This window comes from Hoeflea sp. BAL378 (assembly GCF_000759435.1).
Classification (GTDB): Bacteria; Pseudomonadota; Alphaproteobacteria; order Rhizobiales; family Rhizobiaceae; genus Hoeflea.
Window position 1 is genome coordinate 1 of the sequence record NZ_JRJG01000121.1, and the last position, 13,959, is coordinate 13,959.

The window sequence follows — 13,959 nt, forward strand, 5'->3', positions numbered from 1 at the left end:
CCGCCCCTCATGACAGGTGCCCCGCAACCCGCCGGACGCCCGCCTGGCCAAAAGGAAACAAATGCCGTGCCAGTTGGGAAAAGACTGGGCAAGCCACTGAAATATATGATTATATTAGGCTGATCAAAAATACGGCTACGCCATCGTCCGCGCCAAAAGGCGAAACGTTAGGCATTAATTAACCCATGCACAATTTTTAGGCTTTCGTCCGGTCCCGGATCAATCCCTCTTGCGCCACCGAGGCGATCAGCGTGCCGTCGCGCTGGTACAGGCAGCCGCGGGTGAAGCCGCGCGCGCCGTTGGTATTGGGGGAATCCATGCTGTAGAGCAGCCAGTCGTCGAGCCGGGACGGCCGGTGGAACCACATCGCGTGGTCGAGGCTGGCAATCTGCAGATTGCGGTCGAACGCCGAGCGGCCATGGGTGAACAGGGCGGTGTCGAGCAGCGTCATGTCGGACAGATAGGCGAGAATGGCGGCCTGGATGATGCGGTCGTCGGGCACCGGTCCGGTGGTGCGGACCCAGACCTTCTGCTCCGCCTCGAGCTTGCGGTCGGAGATATAGTGATCCAGCGACAGCGGCCGCACCTCGATCGGCCGCTCCCGCTCCCAGTAGCTGCGCACATGGTCGGGCGCGCTGGCGAGGAAGGCCTCGCGCATCTGCTCCCGTCCCGGCAGGTCCTCGGGCGCGGTCACAGTCGGCATCTCCGCCTGGTATTCGAGCCCTTCCTCTTCCTTCTGGAACGACGCCGACAGCGAGAAGATCGCCTTTCCGTGCTGGATCGCCACCACCGAGCGCGTGGCGAAGCTCAACCCGTCGCGGATCCGGTCCACCTCATAGATGATCGGGGCGGCGGGATCGCCCGGCCGCATGAAATAGGCGTGCAGCGAATGCACCGGCCGGTCCGCCGCCACCGTGCGCTGCGCCGCCACCAGCGCCTGGCCGATGACCTGGCCGCCGAACACCCGCTGCCAGCCATCCTGCGGGCTGGTGCCGCGAAACAGGTCCTGTTCGAGCGTTTCAAGATCCAGAATGGAGAGGAGTTGATCCATGGCTGTGACGGCGGGACGCGACATTTTGCTTCTTTCGCAGTGGTGGGCTGACAAACGAGAGTGCGGTATACGGGTTCCGGACGCCGCTGCAAAGCCCGCAGCCGGTGCAGCCCGGCCGCGAAGCCTGTTGAACCGGCGATGCCCCCGCTTATATGGGTAGACAAGAAGGAACATGTCCATGACGATTGAGAAGCTCGACATCCTGGTTTGCGGCGGCGGCTATGTCGGGCTGTCGGCCGCGCTCGCGATCAAGGTCAACGCCCCTTCGCTCAACATCGCCGTGATCGACGCCGCCCCGGCCGAGGTCTGGCGCAAGGACCAGCGCGCCTCGACGATCGCCGCCGGCGCCAAGCGGCTCCTGACGACGCTGGGCGTGTGGGACGCGGTGGAACCCGAGGCGCAGGCCGTCAGCGAGATGATCGTCACCGATTCGCGCACCTCCGATCCGGTCCGTCCGGTGTTTCTCACCTTCGGCGGCGAGATCGAGGGCGGCGAACCCTTTGCCCACATGGTCCCCAATGTCGCCCTCGTCGCCGCGCTGCGCGACAAGGCGGCCGAGCTGGGTCTGCCGATCCACCAGTCGGCCGCAGCCGTGAGCCTGGCCTTCACCGAGCAGGACGCCCGGGTCGAGACCGGCGATGGCCGCGTCTTCGCCGCCCGGCTGGTTGTCGCCGCCGACGGCGTCAGGTCCGTGGTGCGCCACATGGCCGGCATCAAGACCCAGCACTGGGACTATGGCCAGTCGGGCATCGTCACCACCGTCGCCCATGAGCGCCCGCACCACGGCCGCGCCGAGGAGCATTTCATGCCCGACGGCCCCTTCGCCATCCTGCCGCTCACGGGCAACCGCTCCTCGCTGGTCTGGACCGAGCGCACCGAGACCGCCAACAGGCTGGTCGCGGAGGATGATTTCGTGTTCGAGGCGGAGCTCGAGCGCCGCTTCGGCCATCATCTCGGCGCGCTCCGCGTCGACGGCGGGCGCCGGGCGTTTCCGCTCGGACTGACGCTGGCGCGCGACTTCGTCAAGCCGCGCCTGGCGCTGGCCGGCGACGCCGCCCACGGCATCCACCCGGTTGCGGGCCAGGGCCTCAATCTCGGCTTCCGCGATGTCGCGGCGCTGGCGGAAACCGTCGTCGAGGCGCACCGGCTCGGGCTCGACATCGGATCGATGGCGGTGCTGGAGCGCTACCAGATCTGGCGGCGCTTCGACACCGTGCGCATGGGACTGACCAGCGACGTGCTGACGCGGATGTTCTCCAACGACTTCACGCCGCTGCGGCTGGTCCGCGATTTCGGTCTCGGCCTTGTCGACCGGATGCCGGCGATGAAGCGCTATTTCATCAACCAGGCGGCGGGCATTCCCGACGCCTCCGGCCCGCGGCTGCTGCGCGGCGAGGCGATCTGAGCCTTCACGACCCGATCTGCAGGCTCTGTTCGGCCCGGCGCAGGCTTTCGGCCAGCACGGTCATGTCGTTGAAGGCGTGCGCCAGCGCGATGCCGCCCTGCCATTCGATCACCACCGCCCGGGCCCGCGCCAGCGCGATCGACGGCCGCGGCCCGGTCTTCTGCAGCTCGCGGGCGATGAAGCTGACCAGCAGCTCGAAGCTCTGGCCGGCCCGGGTCGACGCCTCCGGCGCGGTGCGGCGGAAATCGCGCACCGCCGCATTGATCGGGCAGCCATTGTCGACGCGGCTTCGGTTGGACCGCGCCAGGCGCTGCAGCAGGAACCGGATCCGCCCGCGCGGATCCGCCGCGGAGGACTCGGCCTCGGCGATCAGCGACTGGGTCTCGTCGAAGAACACATCCGCCACCGCCAGCGCCAGCTCCGCCTTGCTGCGGAAATAATAGAACATGTTGCCCTGCGGCACGCCGGCCTCGCGGGCGATGTCGGCGATGCTGGTCGCGGAGAATCCGCGCTCCCAGAACAGCCGCGCGGCGGCGGCAATGATGGCGTCACGCCTCTGATCGCCCTTCCTGGACACCCGGCCTGTCCCTTTCCTATTTGGTCGGATGACTCATAAGGGAGGCATCGGCCAAAGCCAATCCCGGAACTCGGGGAGGAGCTTTTCGGCGAGGGGCCGAACGGCCTGTGCCCCCATGGACGACGCAGACGCGCCCCGAGTGACCGCCGGCCTGTGAGACGTCGTTCAAAGGGAGCCGGCCCAGCCGGGATCGCCGCCTCTATTCGCCGTCGGCCAGATGCCGCGCTTCGGAGACCAGCATGATCGGGATGCCGTCGCGCACCGGATAGGCGAGTTTGGCGCGCGGCGAGACCAGCTCTTCCGTCCGCGCATCGTAGGTCAGCGGCCCGTAGCTCAGCGGGCAGACCAGCAGCTCCAGCATCTTGACGTCGACCGCGCCGGCAGCGCGGAGGGATTTGGGAGGGTCGGTCTGGTCTGTCATCGCCCGGGCGCGCCTATTGAAGGACGCGGCCATACTCGTCGGAATCGCGCGCCAGCGCAATCTCGGTGATGGCGATGAGCGTCTCGGCACGGGTCTTGAGGTCGTCGGCCTCGAGCAGCGCCTGTTTCTCGGCCGGACCGTAGGGCGACATCATCGACAGCGAATTGACCAGCGTCACCGTGCTCGCCCGCTCCACCGAATTCCAGTCGGCTTCAAGATTGTTGGCCTCGAGATAGGCCTTGAAGCTCTCGAGCAGCGCCTTGCGGTCGACCTCCGCCCCGTCATCGGCGGGCTCGAGATCGCTCAGGAACGGCGAGATACGGCACATCCGGTAGGGCTTGCGGCCGGTTTCGGTCTCCTCGATCACCCGGAACCGGCAGATGCCGCCCAGAGTGATGACGTAGCGGCCGTCGCCGGTCTCGGCGAACGAGGTGATCCGCCCCAGGCAGCCGACGCGACACAGGTCCTTCACCGGCCCCTGGCAGGAGACGGCGTTCTCCAGCGCCGGCTGGATGACGCCGATCATCCGGTGCGAGCTCAGCGCGTCGTCGAACATCGCCAGATAGCGCGGCTCGAAGATGTTGAGCGGCAATTGCGCGCCCGGAAGCAGCAACGCTCCGGACAGCGGAAAAACCGGAACCTGGTCCGGGATGTCCGATTCCATCCGATAGGATTTGTTACCGACTTGCATGCTCATGTGCCCCTTGGTCACTCTACAGCAAAAAGTGGGGCGAAGCCGCCAAATCTCAAGGGCCGGGCCGCAAAACAGCGGGTCAGGAAAACAGCAGCGAGGAAAGCTGCCGCCGCGCCGAAAGCGTGGCCGGATCCATGGGACCCCAGGCTTCGAAGAACGCGAGCAGGGCCTTGCGCGCCGCCTCGTCCTGCCATTGCCGGTCCTTGCGCATGATGGTGAACAGTTCGTCGGCCGCCGCTTCGCGGTAGCCCTGCGCATTGAGGATCTTGGCGAACTTCAGGCGGGCCTCGTGATCGGCCGGATTGGAGGCGAGCCGGGCCTCGAGCTCGACCGGATCGCCGAGACCGGCGACTTCGCGCGCCATTTCCAGCCGCTTGAACACCGACGCGATGTCGGGATCCTTGCGGCTGTCCGCGGGAATTGCGTTGAGCAGCTTCTCGGCCCGGTCGAGTTCGCCCGCCGCCAGCATGCAGCCGGCCATGCCGGTGATGGCGCCGACATGGCCCTGGTCGATCTGCAGGATCGCGCCAAAGCCCCGCGCCGCGGTCTCCACATCGCCCTCGGCCAGCGCCTCGCGCGATTGCGCCAGGATCTGCTCGACCTGCTCTTCCTCCGACGATTTCGCCGGCGGTCCGGCGACCCTGTCGATGAACTCCCGGACCTGGCTTTCCGGAAGCGCGCCCATGAAGCCGTCGACCGGCTTGCCCTTGGCAAATGCCACCACGGCGGGAATCGACTGGATGCCCATCTGGCCCGGGATCGCCGGATGCTCGTCGATGTTGAGCTTGACCAGTTTGACCCGGCCGCCCGATTCGCGCACCACCTTCTCGATGACCGGCGTGAGCTGCTTGCAGGGCCCGCACCACGGCGCCCAGAAATCCACCAGAACGGTGACATCGCGCGAGGCCTGGAGCACGTCGGCGGTAAAGCCCGCGGTCGTCGTGTCCTTGATCAGGTCGCCGGCGGCCGCGCCGCCCGCGGGCTTCGGCTTGTCGCCGAAGGTGACCGTGCCGCTCATCTGACCGCCGGAGGCCGGTGCATATGGATTGTCATAATCGCTCATGGGTCAAATCCCGTGTCTGCTCAAAGATTGGGTGTGCCTAAGGTCGTGTCCTAGGCTGAAACTTTCAAGATCAGCGGCGCGTGGCCGGTGTGGCCCAGGAACCGCAACAGGTCATCGCGGCCGATCGAGGTGGTCGCGTCGTTGCTCAAGGGGTGAGCGTTGATAATGTCGTGCTCCAGCAACGGCGCGTCAATGACGATTGTCACCTCGTGCGCCGGATCGTTGATCGCCGACAGGATCGTCACCGAGCCCGGCGTGACGCCGAGCTTGTCCATCAGCGCTTCGGGCTTGCCGAACGACACCCGGCCGCTGGCACCGATCAACGTGTGGATCGACTTCAGATCGACCTCGGCGTTTTCCTCCAGCGTGACCAGGAAACAGGCGCCCTTCTTGTCCTTGAGGAACAGGTTCTTGGTGTGGCCGCCCGGGATCTGGTCCCTGAGGCTTTGCGATTCGGCGACCGTGAAGACAGGCGCGTGCTCGACCGTGGTGTGGGCAATGCCGAGCGCATCCAGGCACGCAAACAGCTCTTGGCGGGACTTGGGCATGGTCAGGGTCTCGGTTTGGGCAGGCCGGCGCCTGCGGGGATTGGCCGGGCGGGAGGCTGCGGACCCGCGGCCCTCCCGCCCGATGGCTTTCTTGATAGGCAACCCGGGCGCTCTGTGCAATGCCCGCCGGCCGCCGCACCGGCTCGTGAAAATTCCCTGTTGCAATTCGATCAAGCTTGCGCCATATAGCGCCGGTCCGAGCCCATTGGGAACGGATCTCCGGTCCGGACACCCACGGGCCTGGTGATGAGCGGGCGTAGCTCAGGGGTAGAGCACAACCTTGCCAAGGTTGGGGTCGGGCGTTCGAATCGCCTCGCCCGCTCCAAAATCTCTCAAGAGAATTTTGACACAAAGCCTCGGTTTCCGGGGCTTTTGTGTTTTTGGAAGGTGCCGGAGCTGGCTCGTATCGGTCTGGCTTGTGGCCGGATCAGCGATGAGCGGGGCGTGCAGGCAGCCATCTTCATCGCGACGGCCTCGCCGCGCGACGGCGTTCGGCGCCTGTCCGCGGCGCGGACCTCTCGAAAAGTGTGCCGGCTTTCCCTATATGCCGGGATGTGGCCAACGATGGCCATGCAGGTTAAGGTTTATTTATGGCGCGTATTGACCAGACAGGCGATTGGCGGGACCGGCATGCGCCGTCCTTGGGCGAATTCGAATCGCTCGCCATCGACGCCTACGGCAAGCTGCCGAAGAAATTCCATGCGCTCACCGGCGACGTGGCGATCATCGTCGCGGATTTTCCCGACGACGAGATCTTCGAGGACATGGGGCTTGAAACCCCGTTCGACCTGCTCGGCCTGTTCGAGGGGCGGGGCCTGGGTGAACGCTTCACCATCGAGACCGGAGAGCTCGGCAACCGGATCCTGCTCTATCGCCGGCCGATCCTCGACTACTGGGCGGAAAACGACGAGACGCTGGGCGACATCATCGCCCATGTGCTGATCCACGAGATCGGCCATCATTTCGGCCTCTCCGACGACGACATGGAACGCCTGGAAGCCAGCGTTCCCTGAGCGGCCCGCGCTTCAGCGCGCCGCGCCGGCGCTCCGCCTCAGTCGCATAGCTGCCGGGCGATCCGCTCGAACAGGCGCGCGCCGAGCGGGATCAGCGCATCGGGAAAATCATAGTCGGGATTGTGCAGCCGCGGCGTGTCGACGCCGGCGCCGAGCACGAACAGCGCCGATTTCGACACCGAGCCGAACAGCCCGAAATCCTCCGACCAGCGGAACGGCTGGTCGATCGCCACGACCGGGACGCCTTCGGCCTGGAAGGCGCGCTCGACGCAGGCCGTGGCTTCCGGATCGTTGTGACAGGCGGCGAAGCGGTCTTCCGTGCCCAGGTCGAGCGCCAGCCCGTGGCTCTTGGCCGTTTCCACCGCCACGTCCCGCGCCGCCTGCATCAGGCGCGACTGCAGCTCGTCACTGACGCTGCGCAGCGTCGCCCAGACATCCGCCTCGCCGGGCGCGATGCCGAAGGCGGCCTCGCCCAGGCGTGCGTGCACCAGCGTCACCAGCGACTGGTTGGAATCGAGCCCCATTTCGGCGGGCAGTCCTGGCAGGCCGGAGACCAGCGCGCACAGCGCCGCGGCCGGGCTCTTGCCGTTTTCCGGCTGCGAGGCATGCGCGGTCTTGCCCTCGAGCCTTATGCGCAGCCCTTCGGAGGCAAAATTGGACGCGCCCTGGCGGATCCCCGCCACGCCGAGCGGCAGGCCGGGAAGATTGTGGAGCGCGAAGGCATAGTCGGGACGAAGCTCCGTAAAATTCGGATCGGCGATCACCGCCGCAGCACCCGCGCCGGTTTCCTCGGCCGGCTGGAACAGCACGATCACCCGGCCGCGCGCCGGACGCCGCCCTGCCAGCGCCGTGGCAAGGCCCGCGACAATGGCGGTGTGGCCGTCATGGCCGCACAGATGCGCCTTGCCGTCGATTTGCGAGCGCCAGGCGGAGGTCGAGATCTCGCGGATCGGCAGGGCGTCGAGCTCGCAGCGGAACAGCGCCGAGGGACCCGGCTGGCCGCTGTCGAAGACCGCGGCGACGCCATGGCCGCCGAGCCCGGTGACCAGCCGGTCGGGGTGGAGCGACGTGAGGAATTCGGCGACCCGCAGCGCCGTCGCCGCCTCGTCGCCCGAGACTTCCGGCATCTGGTGCAGCTCGCGCCGGAACGCCACCAGTTCGGGCGTGCGGGCATCGTCATAGAAGATCGGCGCGAGGCTCATTGCTCGCCCAGCTTCATCTCCGGATGGTACTCGACGCCCTCGACCTCCTTGGTGACGGCCTGGCCGCAATGCATCATGCCGGTGGCGGCGTTGAAGGCAAGCGAGGGCGAGCCATGCAGCGACCAGCCCTTCGACAGCGCCAGGCTGACCCTGTGGCAGAAGGCCTGGTCGTCCGGGCCGGTGAGAAAACGGTACAGTTTCATGTGTTCTGGTCTCCCTGAATGCGCGCGGTGATGCGCGCGGCCTTGTTGATCAGCCTTTCGGCCATCCCGAGATGCAACCGCTCGACCATGCGGCCGTCAAGGCTGATGACGCCGCGTCCGGCGTTTTCCGGCAGGGCGAACGCGGCGGCGATGGCGCGGGCCTCCGCAAGCCGGTCCGGATCGATGCCGAATGCCGTGTTGGCGGCGGCGATCTGCCCCGGATGGATCAGCGTCTTGCCGTCAAATCCCATCGCCCGGCCGTCGCGGCATTCCGCCAGGAGGCCCGGCTCGTCCTTGAAATCGTTGTAGACGCCGTCGAGCGCATCCAGGCCATAGGCGCGCGCGGCGAGCACGATCTGCATGAGCCAGGACGAGAGAAACGGCCGGCCCGGCTGCGGCAGGACACCGGTGTCCTTGATCAGGTCATTTGCGCCGGTGACGAAACAGTCGAGCCGCGCCCCGTCGGTGCGCCCCTGTCCCGCGATCCGGCCCGCATTCATCACCCCGCGCGGCGTCTCGATCATCGCCCACAGCCTGAGGCTCGCCGGCGCATCGGTCTGCTCCAGCGCGTCCTCCACCGCGACGATGTCGTCGGGCGCGTCGACCTTGGGGATGAGGATCGCGTCCGGGCGGCAGCCGCGCGCCGCCAGCAGGTCCTCCGCGCCCCAGGGCGAGCCCAGCGAATTGATGCGGATGATCTTTTCCATGCCGGCGGGCAGGGAAGCGGCGCGGCCCTCGGCAAAAAACAGTCTCAGGCTCTCGCGCGCCTCGTCCTTGGCCCCAGGCGCGACCGAATCCTCCAGATCGAAAATCACGCCGTCACAGCCAAGATCCGGCAGTTTGGCGAGCGCCCGGGCATTGCCCGCGGGCAGATAAAGGACCGAGCGGCGCGGACGGGCGGGTCTTGAGGGCTGGGAATGTTCCATGGCGCTTTATTGCCCGCGACGCCGCCGCCTTGCAAGGGGGCGGCGAAGGCGGCAAACCAGCAGGCCGGCAGCGGGCCGACGCCGCGGGAGAGGCAGGCGGTCGCCGCCCTGCGGCAGGACGGCGCGGGGGGCGGCCTATTGAACGCCGCCGCGACGATCCCCAAATGACACTCGTATTGTTGAGGAACACGCTCATGAGAAAACTCGTCGCATTTGTTTTGGGTCTCGGCCTGGTCGCCGCCGCGTTTGCCGGCCTGGCGCTGGCCGTGGTCCTGGCCGTGGCTTCGGCCGGCGTCATGCTTGTGGCGAAGCTGACCGGCCGCCTGCAGCCGCTGGTGGCGCAACCGGTCCGCGCCGACCAGCGCCAGAAGGGCGCCCCGCGCGACTACCGGGTCTGGAACGACGGACGCGGCACCATCATCGACATGTGAGGGCCTCGGGCTCCGTTCCGCCCGCCGGCGCATTTTCACGGCCCTGCGGCCGGAAACCGGCCTGAACCCTCGCCAAATCGCCGTTCTGCGGCGAAGTGGCGGCCTGCCTCTTCTTTTTCGGCGCTTTGTTTGTTAAATGCTCCGGCACAGACAGACAGGACCATCACGCCATGGAAAAATTCATCCGCCTCACCGGCGTCGCCGCGCCCCTTCCGGTTGTCAACATCGACACCGACATGATCATCCCCAAGGATTATCTCAAGACCATCAAGCGCACGGGTCTTGGCAAGGGTCTTTTCGCCGAGGCGCGCTACAATCCCGATGGCTCGGAGATCCCCGAATTCGTGCTCAACCAGCCGGCCTGGCGCAATGCCTCGATCCTGGTGGCGGGTGACAATTTCGGCTGCGGGTCGTCGCGCGAACATGCGCCCTGGGCCCTGCTCGATTTCGGCATCCGCTGCGTGATTTCCACAAGTTTCGCCGACATCTTCTACAACAACTGCTTCAAGAACGGCATTCTGCCGATTGTCGTCAGCCAGGAAGACCTCGACAAGCTGATGGACGATGCCCGCCGCGGCGCCAACGCCACCCTGTCGATCGACCTGGAACAGCAGGAAATCCGCGGCCCCGACGGCGGCATGATCAAATTCGACATCGATCCCTTCAAAAAGCACTGCATGCTCAACGGTCTTGACGACATCGGATTGACTCTCGAAAAGGCAAGCGCCATCGATGGTTACGAAGCAAAGGCGGCGGACAGCCGGCCTTGGCTTTAGGTGCGGTGTGCGACTAAGCTGCTTTCAGCGCTTTTGGCACTCCCATGCCCCAGGACGTGAGTTGAAGGAAAGATAAATGGCAGACGATATCGAAACCTCGACGATCGCCCTGATCGCGTCAGCGGGCGAAATCGATCCGGGCAAGATCACGCGCGACACCGAGCTTGCCGAACTCGAGATCGATTCTCTCGCCCTGACCGAGATCGTGATGGACATCGAGGACCAGCACAATATCGAGATCGACCTCAACACCGCCGAGGCCTGGGAATCGCTCAAGACCGTCGGCGACATGATCGACATGGTCAAGAAGCTCATCGCGGCGCAGAACTGACGATGGGCCAGCGGCGCGTCGTCATTACCGGCATGGGCGGGATTTGCGCGCTGGGCGGGGATTCCGAGACGATCTGGACCGGCATGAAAGAGGGCCGCGACGGCTGCGGGCCGCTCACGATCAACACCCGCGATCTCAAGATCAGCGTCGGCTGCGGCATCGTCGGCTATCCGGAAGACGACGGAATCGACAAGCGCCAGGGCCTGACCATGAGCGGCATCAGCCGCATCTCGGTGATCGCCGCGCGCCAGGCCATGGCGCAGGCCGGGCTGGGCGCGGGCGATTTCGATCCCACGCGGTCCGGCGCGGTGGTGGGCGTCGGCATCTTCGGAACCGACGCCGTCGACCAGAGCTATGTCGACATCTTTGTCGAACAGAAGAAGCGCACCCACATTTTCACCGTGCCGCGGGTGATGCCGAGTGGCCCGTCCGGCCATGTCTCCATCGCCATGGGGCTTCAGGGACCGGTGTTCGGCGTGACCTCGGCCTGCGCCTCGGGCAACCATGCCTTCATTTCCGCGGTCGACCAGATCCGGCTCGGCCGCGCCGACATGATGCTGGCCGGCGGCGCCGAACTTGCGCTGGTCTATGGCCCGCTCAAGGCCTGGGAATCGCTCAGGGTGCTGGCCCGCTCGGTGTGCCGGCCGTTTTCGGCCGATCGCGACGGGCTGGTGCTGGGCGACGGCGCGGCCATCGCGGTTCTCGAATCCTACGAGCATGCCCGGGCGCGCGGCGCCACGATCCTGGCCGAGATCATCGGCGTGGGTCTCTCCGCAGATGCCTCCGACATCGTCAATCCGACGATCGAGGGCCCGTCGGCCGCCATGCGCAACTGCCTCGAGGATGCGGGGATTTCCGCAGCCGAGGTCGACTACATCAATGCCCACGGCACCGCCACCCAGGCCAACGACCAGACCGAGACCCGGGCGATCCGCCAGGTCTTCGGATCGGCCGCCGACACGGTCTCGGTGTCCTCCACCAAGTCCATGCACGGCCACTGCCTCGGCGCGTCCAGCGCCATCGAGCTGATCGCCTGCGTCAACGCGGTCCGCGAAGGCGTGATCCCGCCGACCATCAACTACACCACCCCGGACCCGCTGTGCGACCTCGACGTCACGCCCAATGTGGCGCGCGAGAAGAAGGTCGACATCGCCATTTCCAACGCCTTCGCCTTCGGCGGCACCAATGCGGTGATCGCGGTGAGGAAGGTCTAGGCCCGGGCCATTTTCCCGGTCCGGCAGACCCGAGCCCGCCGGATCTCTTGCTTGTCCGCCGTCACGGCGGCTTTGAACATCGAAAGGCATGATCCATGACGTCTCGTTCCCTTTTCCTGCTTCCAGGCGACGGCATCGGCCCGGAGGCCATGACCGAGGTCCGCAAGGTCATTGCGCTGATGAACGAGAAGGAGGCCGCCGGATTCGTCATCGACGAGGGGCTCGTCGGCGGATCGGCCTACGACGCCCATGGCGCGGCGATCTCGGACGCCGACATGGAGAAGGCGATGGCCGCCGACGCGGTGCTGTTCGGCGCCGTCGGCGGTCCCAAGTGGGATGCGGTGCCTTATGAAGTCCGCCCCGAGGCCGGCCTGCTGCGGCTCAGGAAGGACATGGAGCTGTTCGCCAACCTGCGTCCGGCGATCTGCTATCCGGCGCTGGCCGGCTCGTCGTCGCTCAAGCAGGAGGTGGTCGAGGGCCTCGACATCCTGATCGTGCGGGAACTCACCGGCGGCGTCTATTTCGGCGAGCCCAAGGAGATCATCGATCTCGGCAACGGCCAGAAGCGCGGCATCGACACCCAGGTCTACGACACCTACGAGATCGAGCGCATCGCGGCCGTCGCCTTCGAACTGGCGCGCACCCGCCGCAACGAAGTCTGCTCGATGGAAAAGCGCAACGTCATGAAATCCGGCGTGCTCTGGAACGAGGTGGTGACCGCCACCCACAAGGCGCGCTTCCCCGACGTCAAACTGAGCCACATGCTGGCCGACGCCGGCGGCATGCAGCTCGTGCGCTGGCCCAAGCAGTTCGACGTCATCGTCACCGACAATTTGTTCGGCGACATGCTCTCCGACGTGGCGGCCATGCTCACCGGCTCGCTCGGCATGCTGCCCTCGGCCTCGCTCGGCGCGCCCGACGCCAAGACCGGCAAGCGCAAGGCGCTCTACGAACCCGTCCACGGCTCTGCCCCCGACATCGCCGGGAAGGGCATCGCCAACCCGATCGCCATGATCGCCTCCTTTGCCATGTGCCTGCGCTATTCCTTCAACATGGTGGCGGAAGCCGACCGGCTGGAAGCGGCGATCGCCTCGGTGCTCGACCAGGGCCTGCGCACCGGCGACATCATGTCCGAGGGCTGCCGGCAGATCACCACGGCGGAAATGGGCGACGCCATCCTCGCCGCCTACGCCGGCTGAGACGGCAAATTCTGTCTTGACCCGGTCCGGCGCCTGCCGGGCCGGGTTTTTGCTGCGCCGGTCAGAGCGGGCTCCGGCCCCGCAAGGGCGATGACTTGACGATCGCGGTGTTGGTCTCGGCCCTGTCGTGGAACGGCAGCAGCAGCGGGTCGAGCTCCGCGATCGAGCGCAGCGCCAGCCGGGCGACGAAGCAGTCGTCGCCGGTCACCTTGTCGCAATCGATGAATCGGGCCTCGCCCAGGATCATGTCCTCGACAATGTGCATGTTTCCCGGCCGCGGCTTGATGCGGACGATCGCCTGCAGCGGATAGCCCAGCGCCGCAAGATCGAGCTCCAGGGTGAAGCGCGCGATGATCCCGTTGCTTTCGAGCCGCCTGATCCGCTCGCCGGTGGAGGGACCCGACAGGCCGACCCTGCCCGATAGCTCGCTCACCGGCATCCTGGCATTGTCGCTCAGAAGCCTGAGAATTAGGCGGTCCTTGTCGTCCAGCTTCATTGTTCGAGGCCCTTTCGTGATCCGAGATTGGAAAGCGAGGTCGATTCTGCAAGCGACCTTGCAATTTTCAAGGCCAGGGCCGCCGGAATTTCCTATCCTCGCCCCGACCGAGACCGAAGGAGACCGCCATGAGTGTTCACCGCATTGCCGCCTTTGCCGATGAGGGCCGGGGCGGAAACCCGGCCGGCGTCGTCATCGCCGATCAGTTCCCCGCCGAGGCCGAGATGCGCCGCATCGCCGCAGAGGTCGGCTATTCCGAGACCGCTTTCGCCATGCCCGACGGCGCGGAAGGGCGGTGGCGGGTGCGCTATTTCTCGCCCGAATCCGAGGTGCCGTTCTGCGGCCACGCCACCATCGCGCTGGGCGCCGCCCTGGCCGAACACGCCGGCGAGGGACGGTTCGCGCTGCG

At 66.5% G+C, this 13,959-nt stretch carries 18 protein-coding genes and 1 tRNA gene; 9 read left to right on the forward strand and 10 right to left on the reverse strand.

Features of this window, described 5'->3' with window-relative positions:
- Positions 1–196 precede the first annotated feature (196 nt).
- Positions 197–1,075, reverse strand: a complete 879-nt coding sequence (gene tesB / locus LL06_RS20950) for an acyl-CoA thioesterase II (RefSeq protein ID WP_035531400.1) — start codon at positions 1,073–1,075, stop codon at positions 197–199.
- 154 nt (positions 1,076–1,229) lie between these two features.
- Here tesB and LL06_RS20955 point away from each other — a divergent pair, with 154 nt between their 5' ends.
- A complete protein-coding gene (locus LL06_RS20955; RefSeq protein ID WP_035531403.1) occupies positions 1,230–2,456 on the forward strand; it encodes a ubiquinone biosynthesis hydroxylase in 1,227 nt (408 codons plus the stop codon).
- A gap of 4 nt (positions 2,457–2,460) precedes the next feature.
- Here the strand turns inward: LL06_RS20955 and LL06_RS20960 are convergent, their stop codons facing one another.
- The 5 genes from LL06_RS20960 to LL06_RS20980 form a co-directional block, all read right to left on the reverse strand.
- Positions 2,461–3,033 carry a TetR/AcrR family transcriptional regulator gene (locus tag LL06_RS20960; RefSeq protein WP_035531405.1) on the reverse strand — a complete coding sequence of 191 codons (573 nt, stop codon included), beginning with the start codon at positions 3,031–3,033 and terminating at the stop codon, positions 2,461–2,463.
- Between the two features lie 199 nt (positions 3,034–3,232).
- Entirely contained in the window at positions 3,233–3,454 is a 222-nt protein-coding gene (locus tag LL06_RS20965; protein ID WP_035531407.1) for a Trm112 family protein, read from the reverse strand.
- A gap of 13 nt (positions 3,455–3,467) precedes the next feature.
- Positions 3,468–4,145, reverse strand: coding sequence for an LON peptidase substrate-binding domain-containing protein (locus tag LL06_RS20970; protein WP_035531451.1), 678 nt, complete (start codon positions 4,143–4,145; stop codon positions 3,468–3,470).
- An 82-nt stretch (positions 4,146–4,227) separates the two neighbouring features.
- Positions 4,228–5,211 carry a thioredoxin gene (trxA, locus tag LL06_RS20975; RefSeq protein ID WP_035531409.1) on the reverse strand — a complete coding sequence of 328 codons (984 nt, stop codon included), beginning with the start codon at positions 5,209–5,211 and terminating at the stop codon, positions 4,228–4,230.
- Between the two features lie 50 nt (positions 5,212–5,261).
- On the reverse strand, positions 5,262–5,759 hold the full coding sequence (locus LL06_RS20980) for a prolyl-tRNA synthetase associated domain-containing protein (protein WP_035531413.1): 498 nt from the start codon (positions 5,757–5,759) through the stop codon (positions 5,262–5,264).
- A gap of 250 nt (positions 5,760–6,009) precedes the next feature.
- Between LL06_RS20980 and LL06_RS20985 the strand changes: the two genes are divergently transcribed.
- Positions 6,010–6,084, forward strand: a tRNA-Gly gene (locus LL06_RS20985).
- A 265-nt stretch (positions 6,085–6,349) separates the two neighbouring features.
- Positions 6,350–6,772: a metallopeptidase family protein gene (locus LL06_RS20990; protein WP_035531418.1), complete on the forward strand. Its 423-nt coding sequence runs from the start codon at positions 6,350–6,352 to the stop codon at positions 6,770–6,772.
- Positions 6,773–6,810: 38 nt separating this feature from the next.
- On the opposite strand, the gene LL06_RS20995 is transcribed toward LL06_RS20990, so the two are convergent.
- The 3 genes from LL06_RS20995 to LL06_RS21005 are packed head-to-tail and all read right to left on the reverse strand — an operon-like array spanning position 6,811 to position 9,103.
- Positions 6,811–7,974 (reverse strand): amidohydrolase, encoded by a 1,164-nt coding sequence (locus LL06_RS20995; protein ID WP_052161791.1) that lies wholly within the window; start codon positions 7,972–7,974, stop codon positions 6,811–6,813.
- Entirely contained in the window at positions 7,971–8,177 is a 207-nt protein-coding gene (locus LL06_RS21000; RefSeq protein ID WP_035531432.1) for a DUF1737 domain-containing protein, read from the reverse strand. Before LL06_RS21000 ends, LL06_RS20995 begins: the two co-directional genes overlap by 4 nt.
- Positions 8,174–9,103, reverse strand: coding sequence for a CoA ester lyase (locus LL06_RS21005; RefSeq protein WP_035531433.1), 930 nt, complete (start codon positions 9,101–9,103; stop codon positions 8,174–8,176). The genes LL06_RS21000 and LL06_RS21005 overlap by 4 nt, the downstream gene beginning before the upstream one ends.
- 194 nt (positions 9,104–9,297) lie before the next feature.
- Here LL06_RS21005 and LL06_RS21010 point away from each other — a divergent pair, with 194 nt between their 5' ends.
- The 5 genes from LL06_RS21010 (at position 9,298) to leuB (ending at position 13,054) form a co-directional block, all read left to right on the forward strand.
- Positions 9,298–9,534, forward strand: coding sequence for a hypothetical protein (locus LL06_RS21010; protein WP_152599711.1), 237 nt, complete (start codon positions 9,298–9,300; stop codon positions 9,532–9,534).
- 170 nt (positions 9,535–9,704) lie between these two features.
- Positions 9,705–10,310 carry a 3-isopropylmalate dehydratase small subunit gene (leuD, locus tag LL06_RS21015; RefSeq protein WP_035531437.1) on the forward strand — a complete coding sequence of 202 codons (606 nt, stop codon included), beginning with the start codon at positions 9,705–9,707 and terminating at the stop codon, positions 10,308–10,310.
- A 76-nt stretch (positions 10,311–10,386) separates the two neighbouring features.
- Positions 10,387–10,641: a phosphopantetheine-binding protein gene (locus LL06_RS21020; RefSeq protein WP_035531440.1), complete on the forward strand. Its 255-nt coding sequence runs from the start codon at positions 10,387–10,389 to the stop codon at positions 10,639–10,641.
- Positions 10,642–10,643: 2 nt separating this feature from the next.
- Positions 10,644–11,855: a beta-ketoacyl-[acyl-carrier-protein] synthase family protein gene (locus tag LL06_RS21025; protein ID WP_035531442.1), complete on the forward strand. Its 1,212-nt coding sequence runs from the start codon at positions 10,644–10,646 to the stop codon at positions 11,853–11,855.
- A 95-nt stretch (positions 11,856–11,950) separates the two neighbouring features.
- Positions 11,951–13,054 (forward strand): 3-isopropylmalate dehydrogenase, encoded by a 1,104-nt coding sequence (leuB, locus tag LL06_RS21030; RefSeq protein WP_035531444.1) that lies wholly within the window; start codon positions 11,951–11,953, stop codon positions 13,052–13,054.
- A 61-nt stretch (positions 13,055–13,115) separates the two neighbouring features.
- Here leuB and LL06_RS21035 read toward each other — a convergent pair whose 3' ends face one another.
- A complete protein-coding gene (locus LL06_RS21035) occupies positions 13,116–13,550 on the reverse strand; it encodes an Lrp/AsnC family transcriptional regulator (RefSeq protein ID WP_052161792.1) in 435 nt (144 codons plus the stop codon).
- A 128-nt stretch (positions 13,551–13,678) separates the two neighbouring features.
- Here LL06_RS21035 and LL06_RS21040 point away from each other — a divergent pair.
- Positions 13,679–13,959, forward strand: a 281-nt coding sequence (locus LL06_RS21040) for a PhzF family phenazine biosynthesis isomerase (protein WP_035531448.1), incomplete at its 3' end; no start/stop codon positions are given.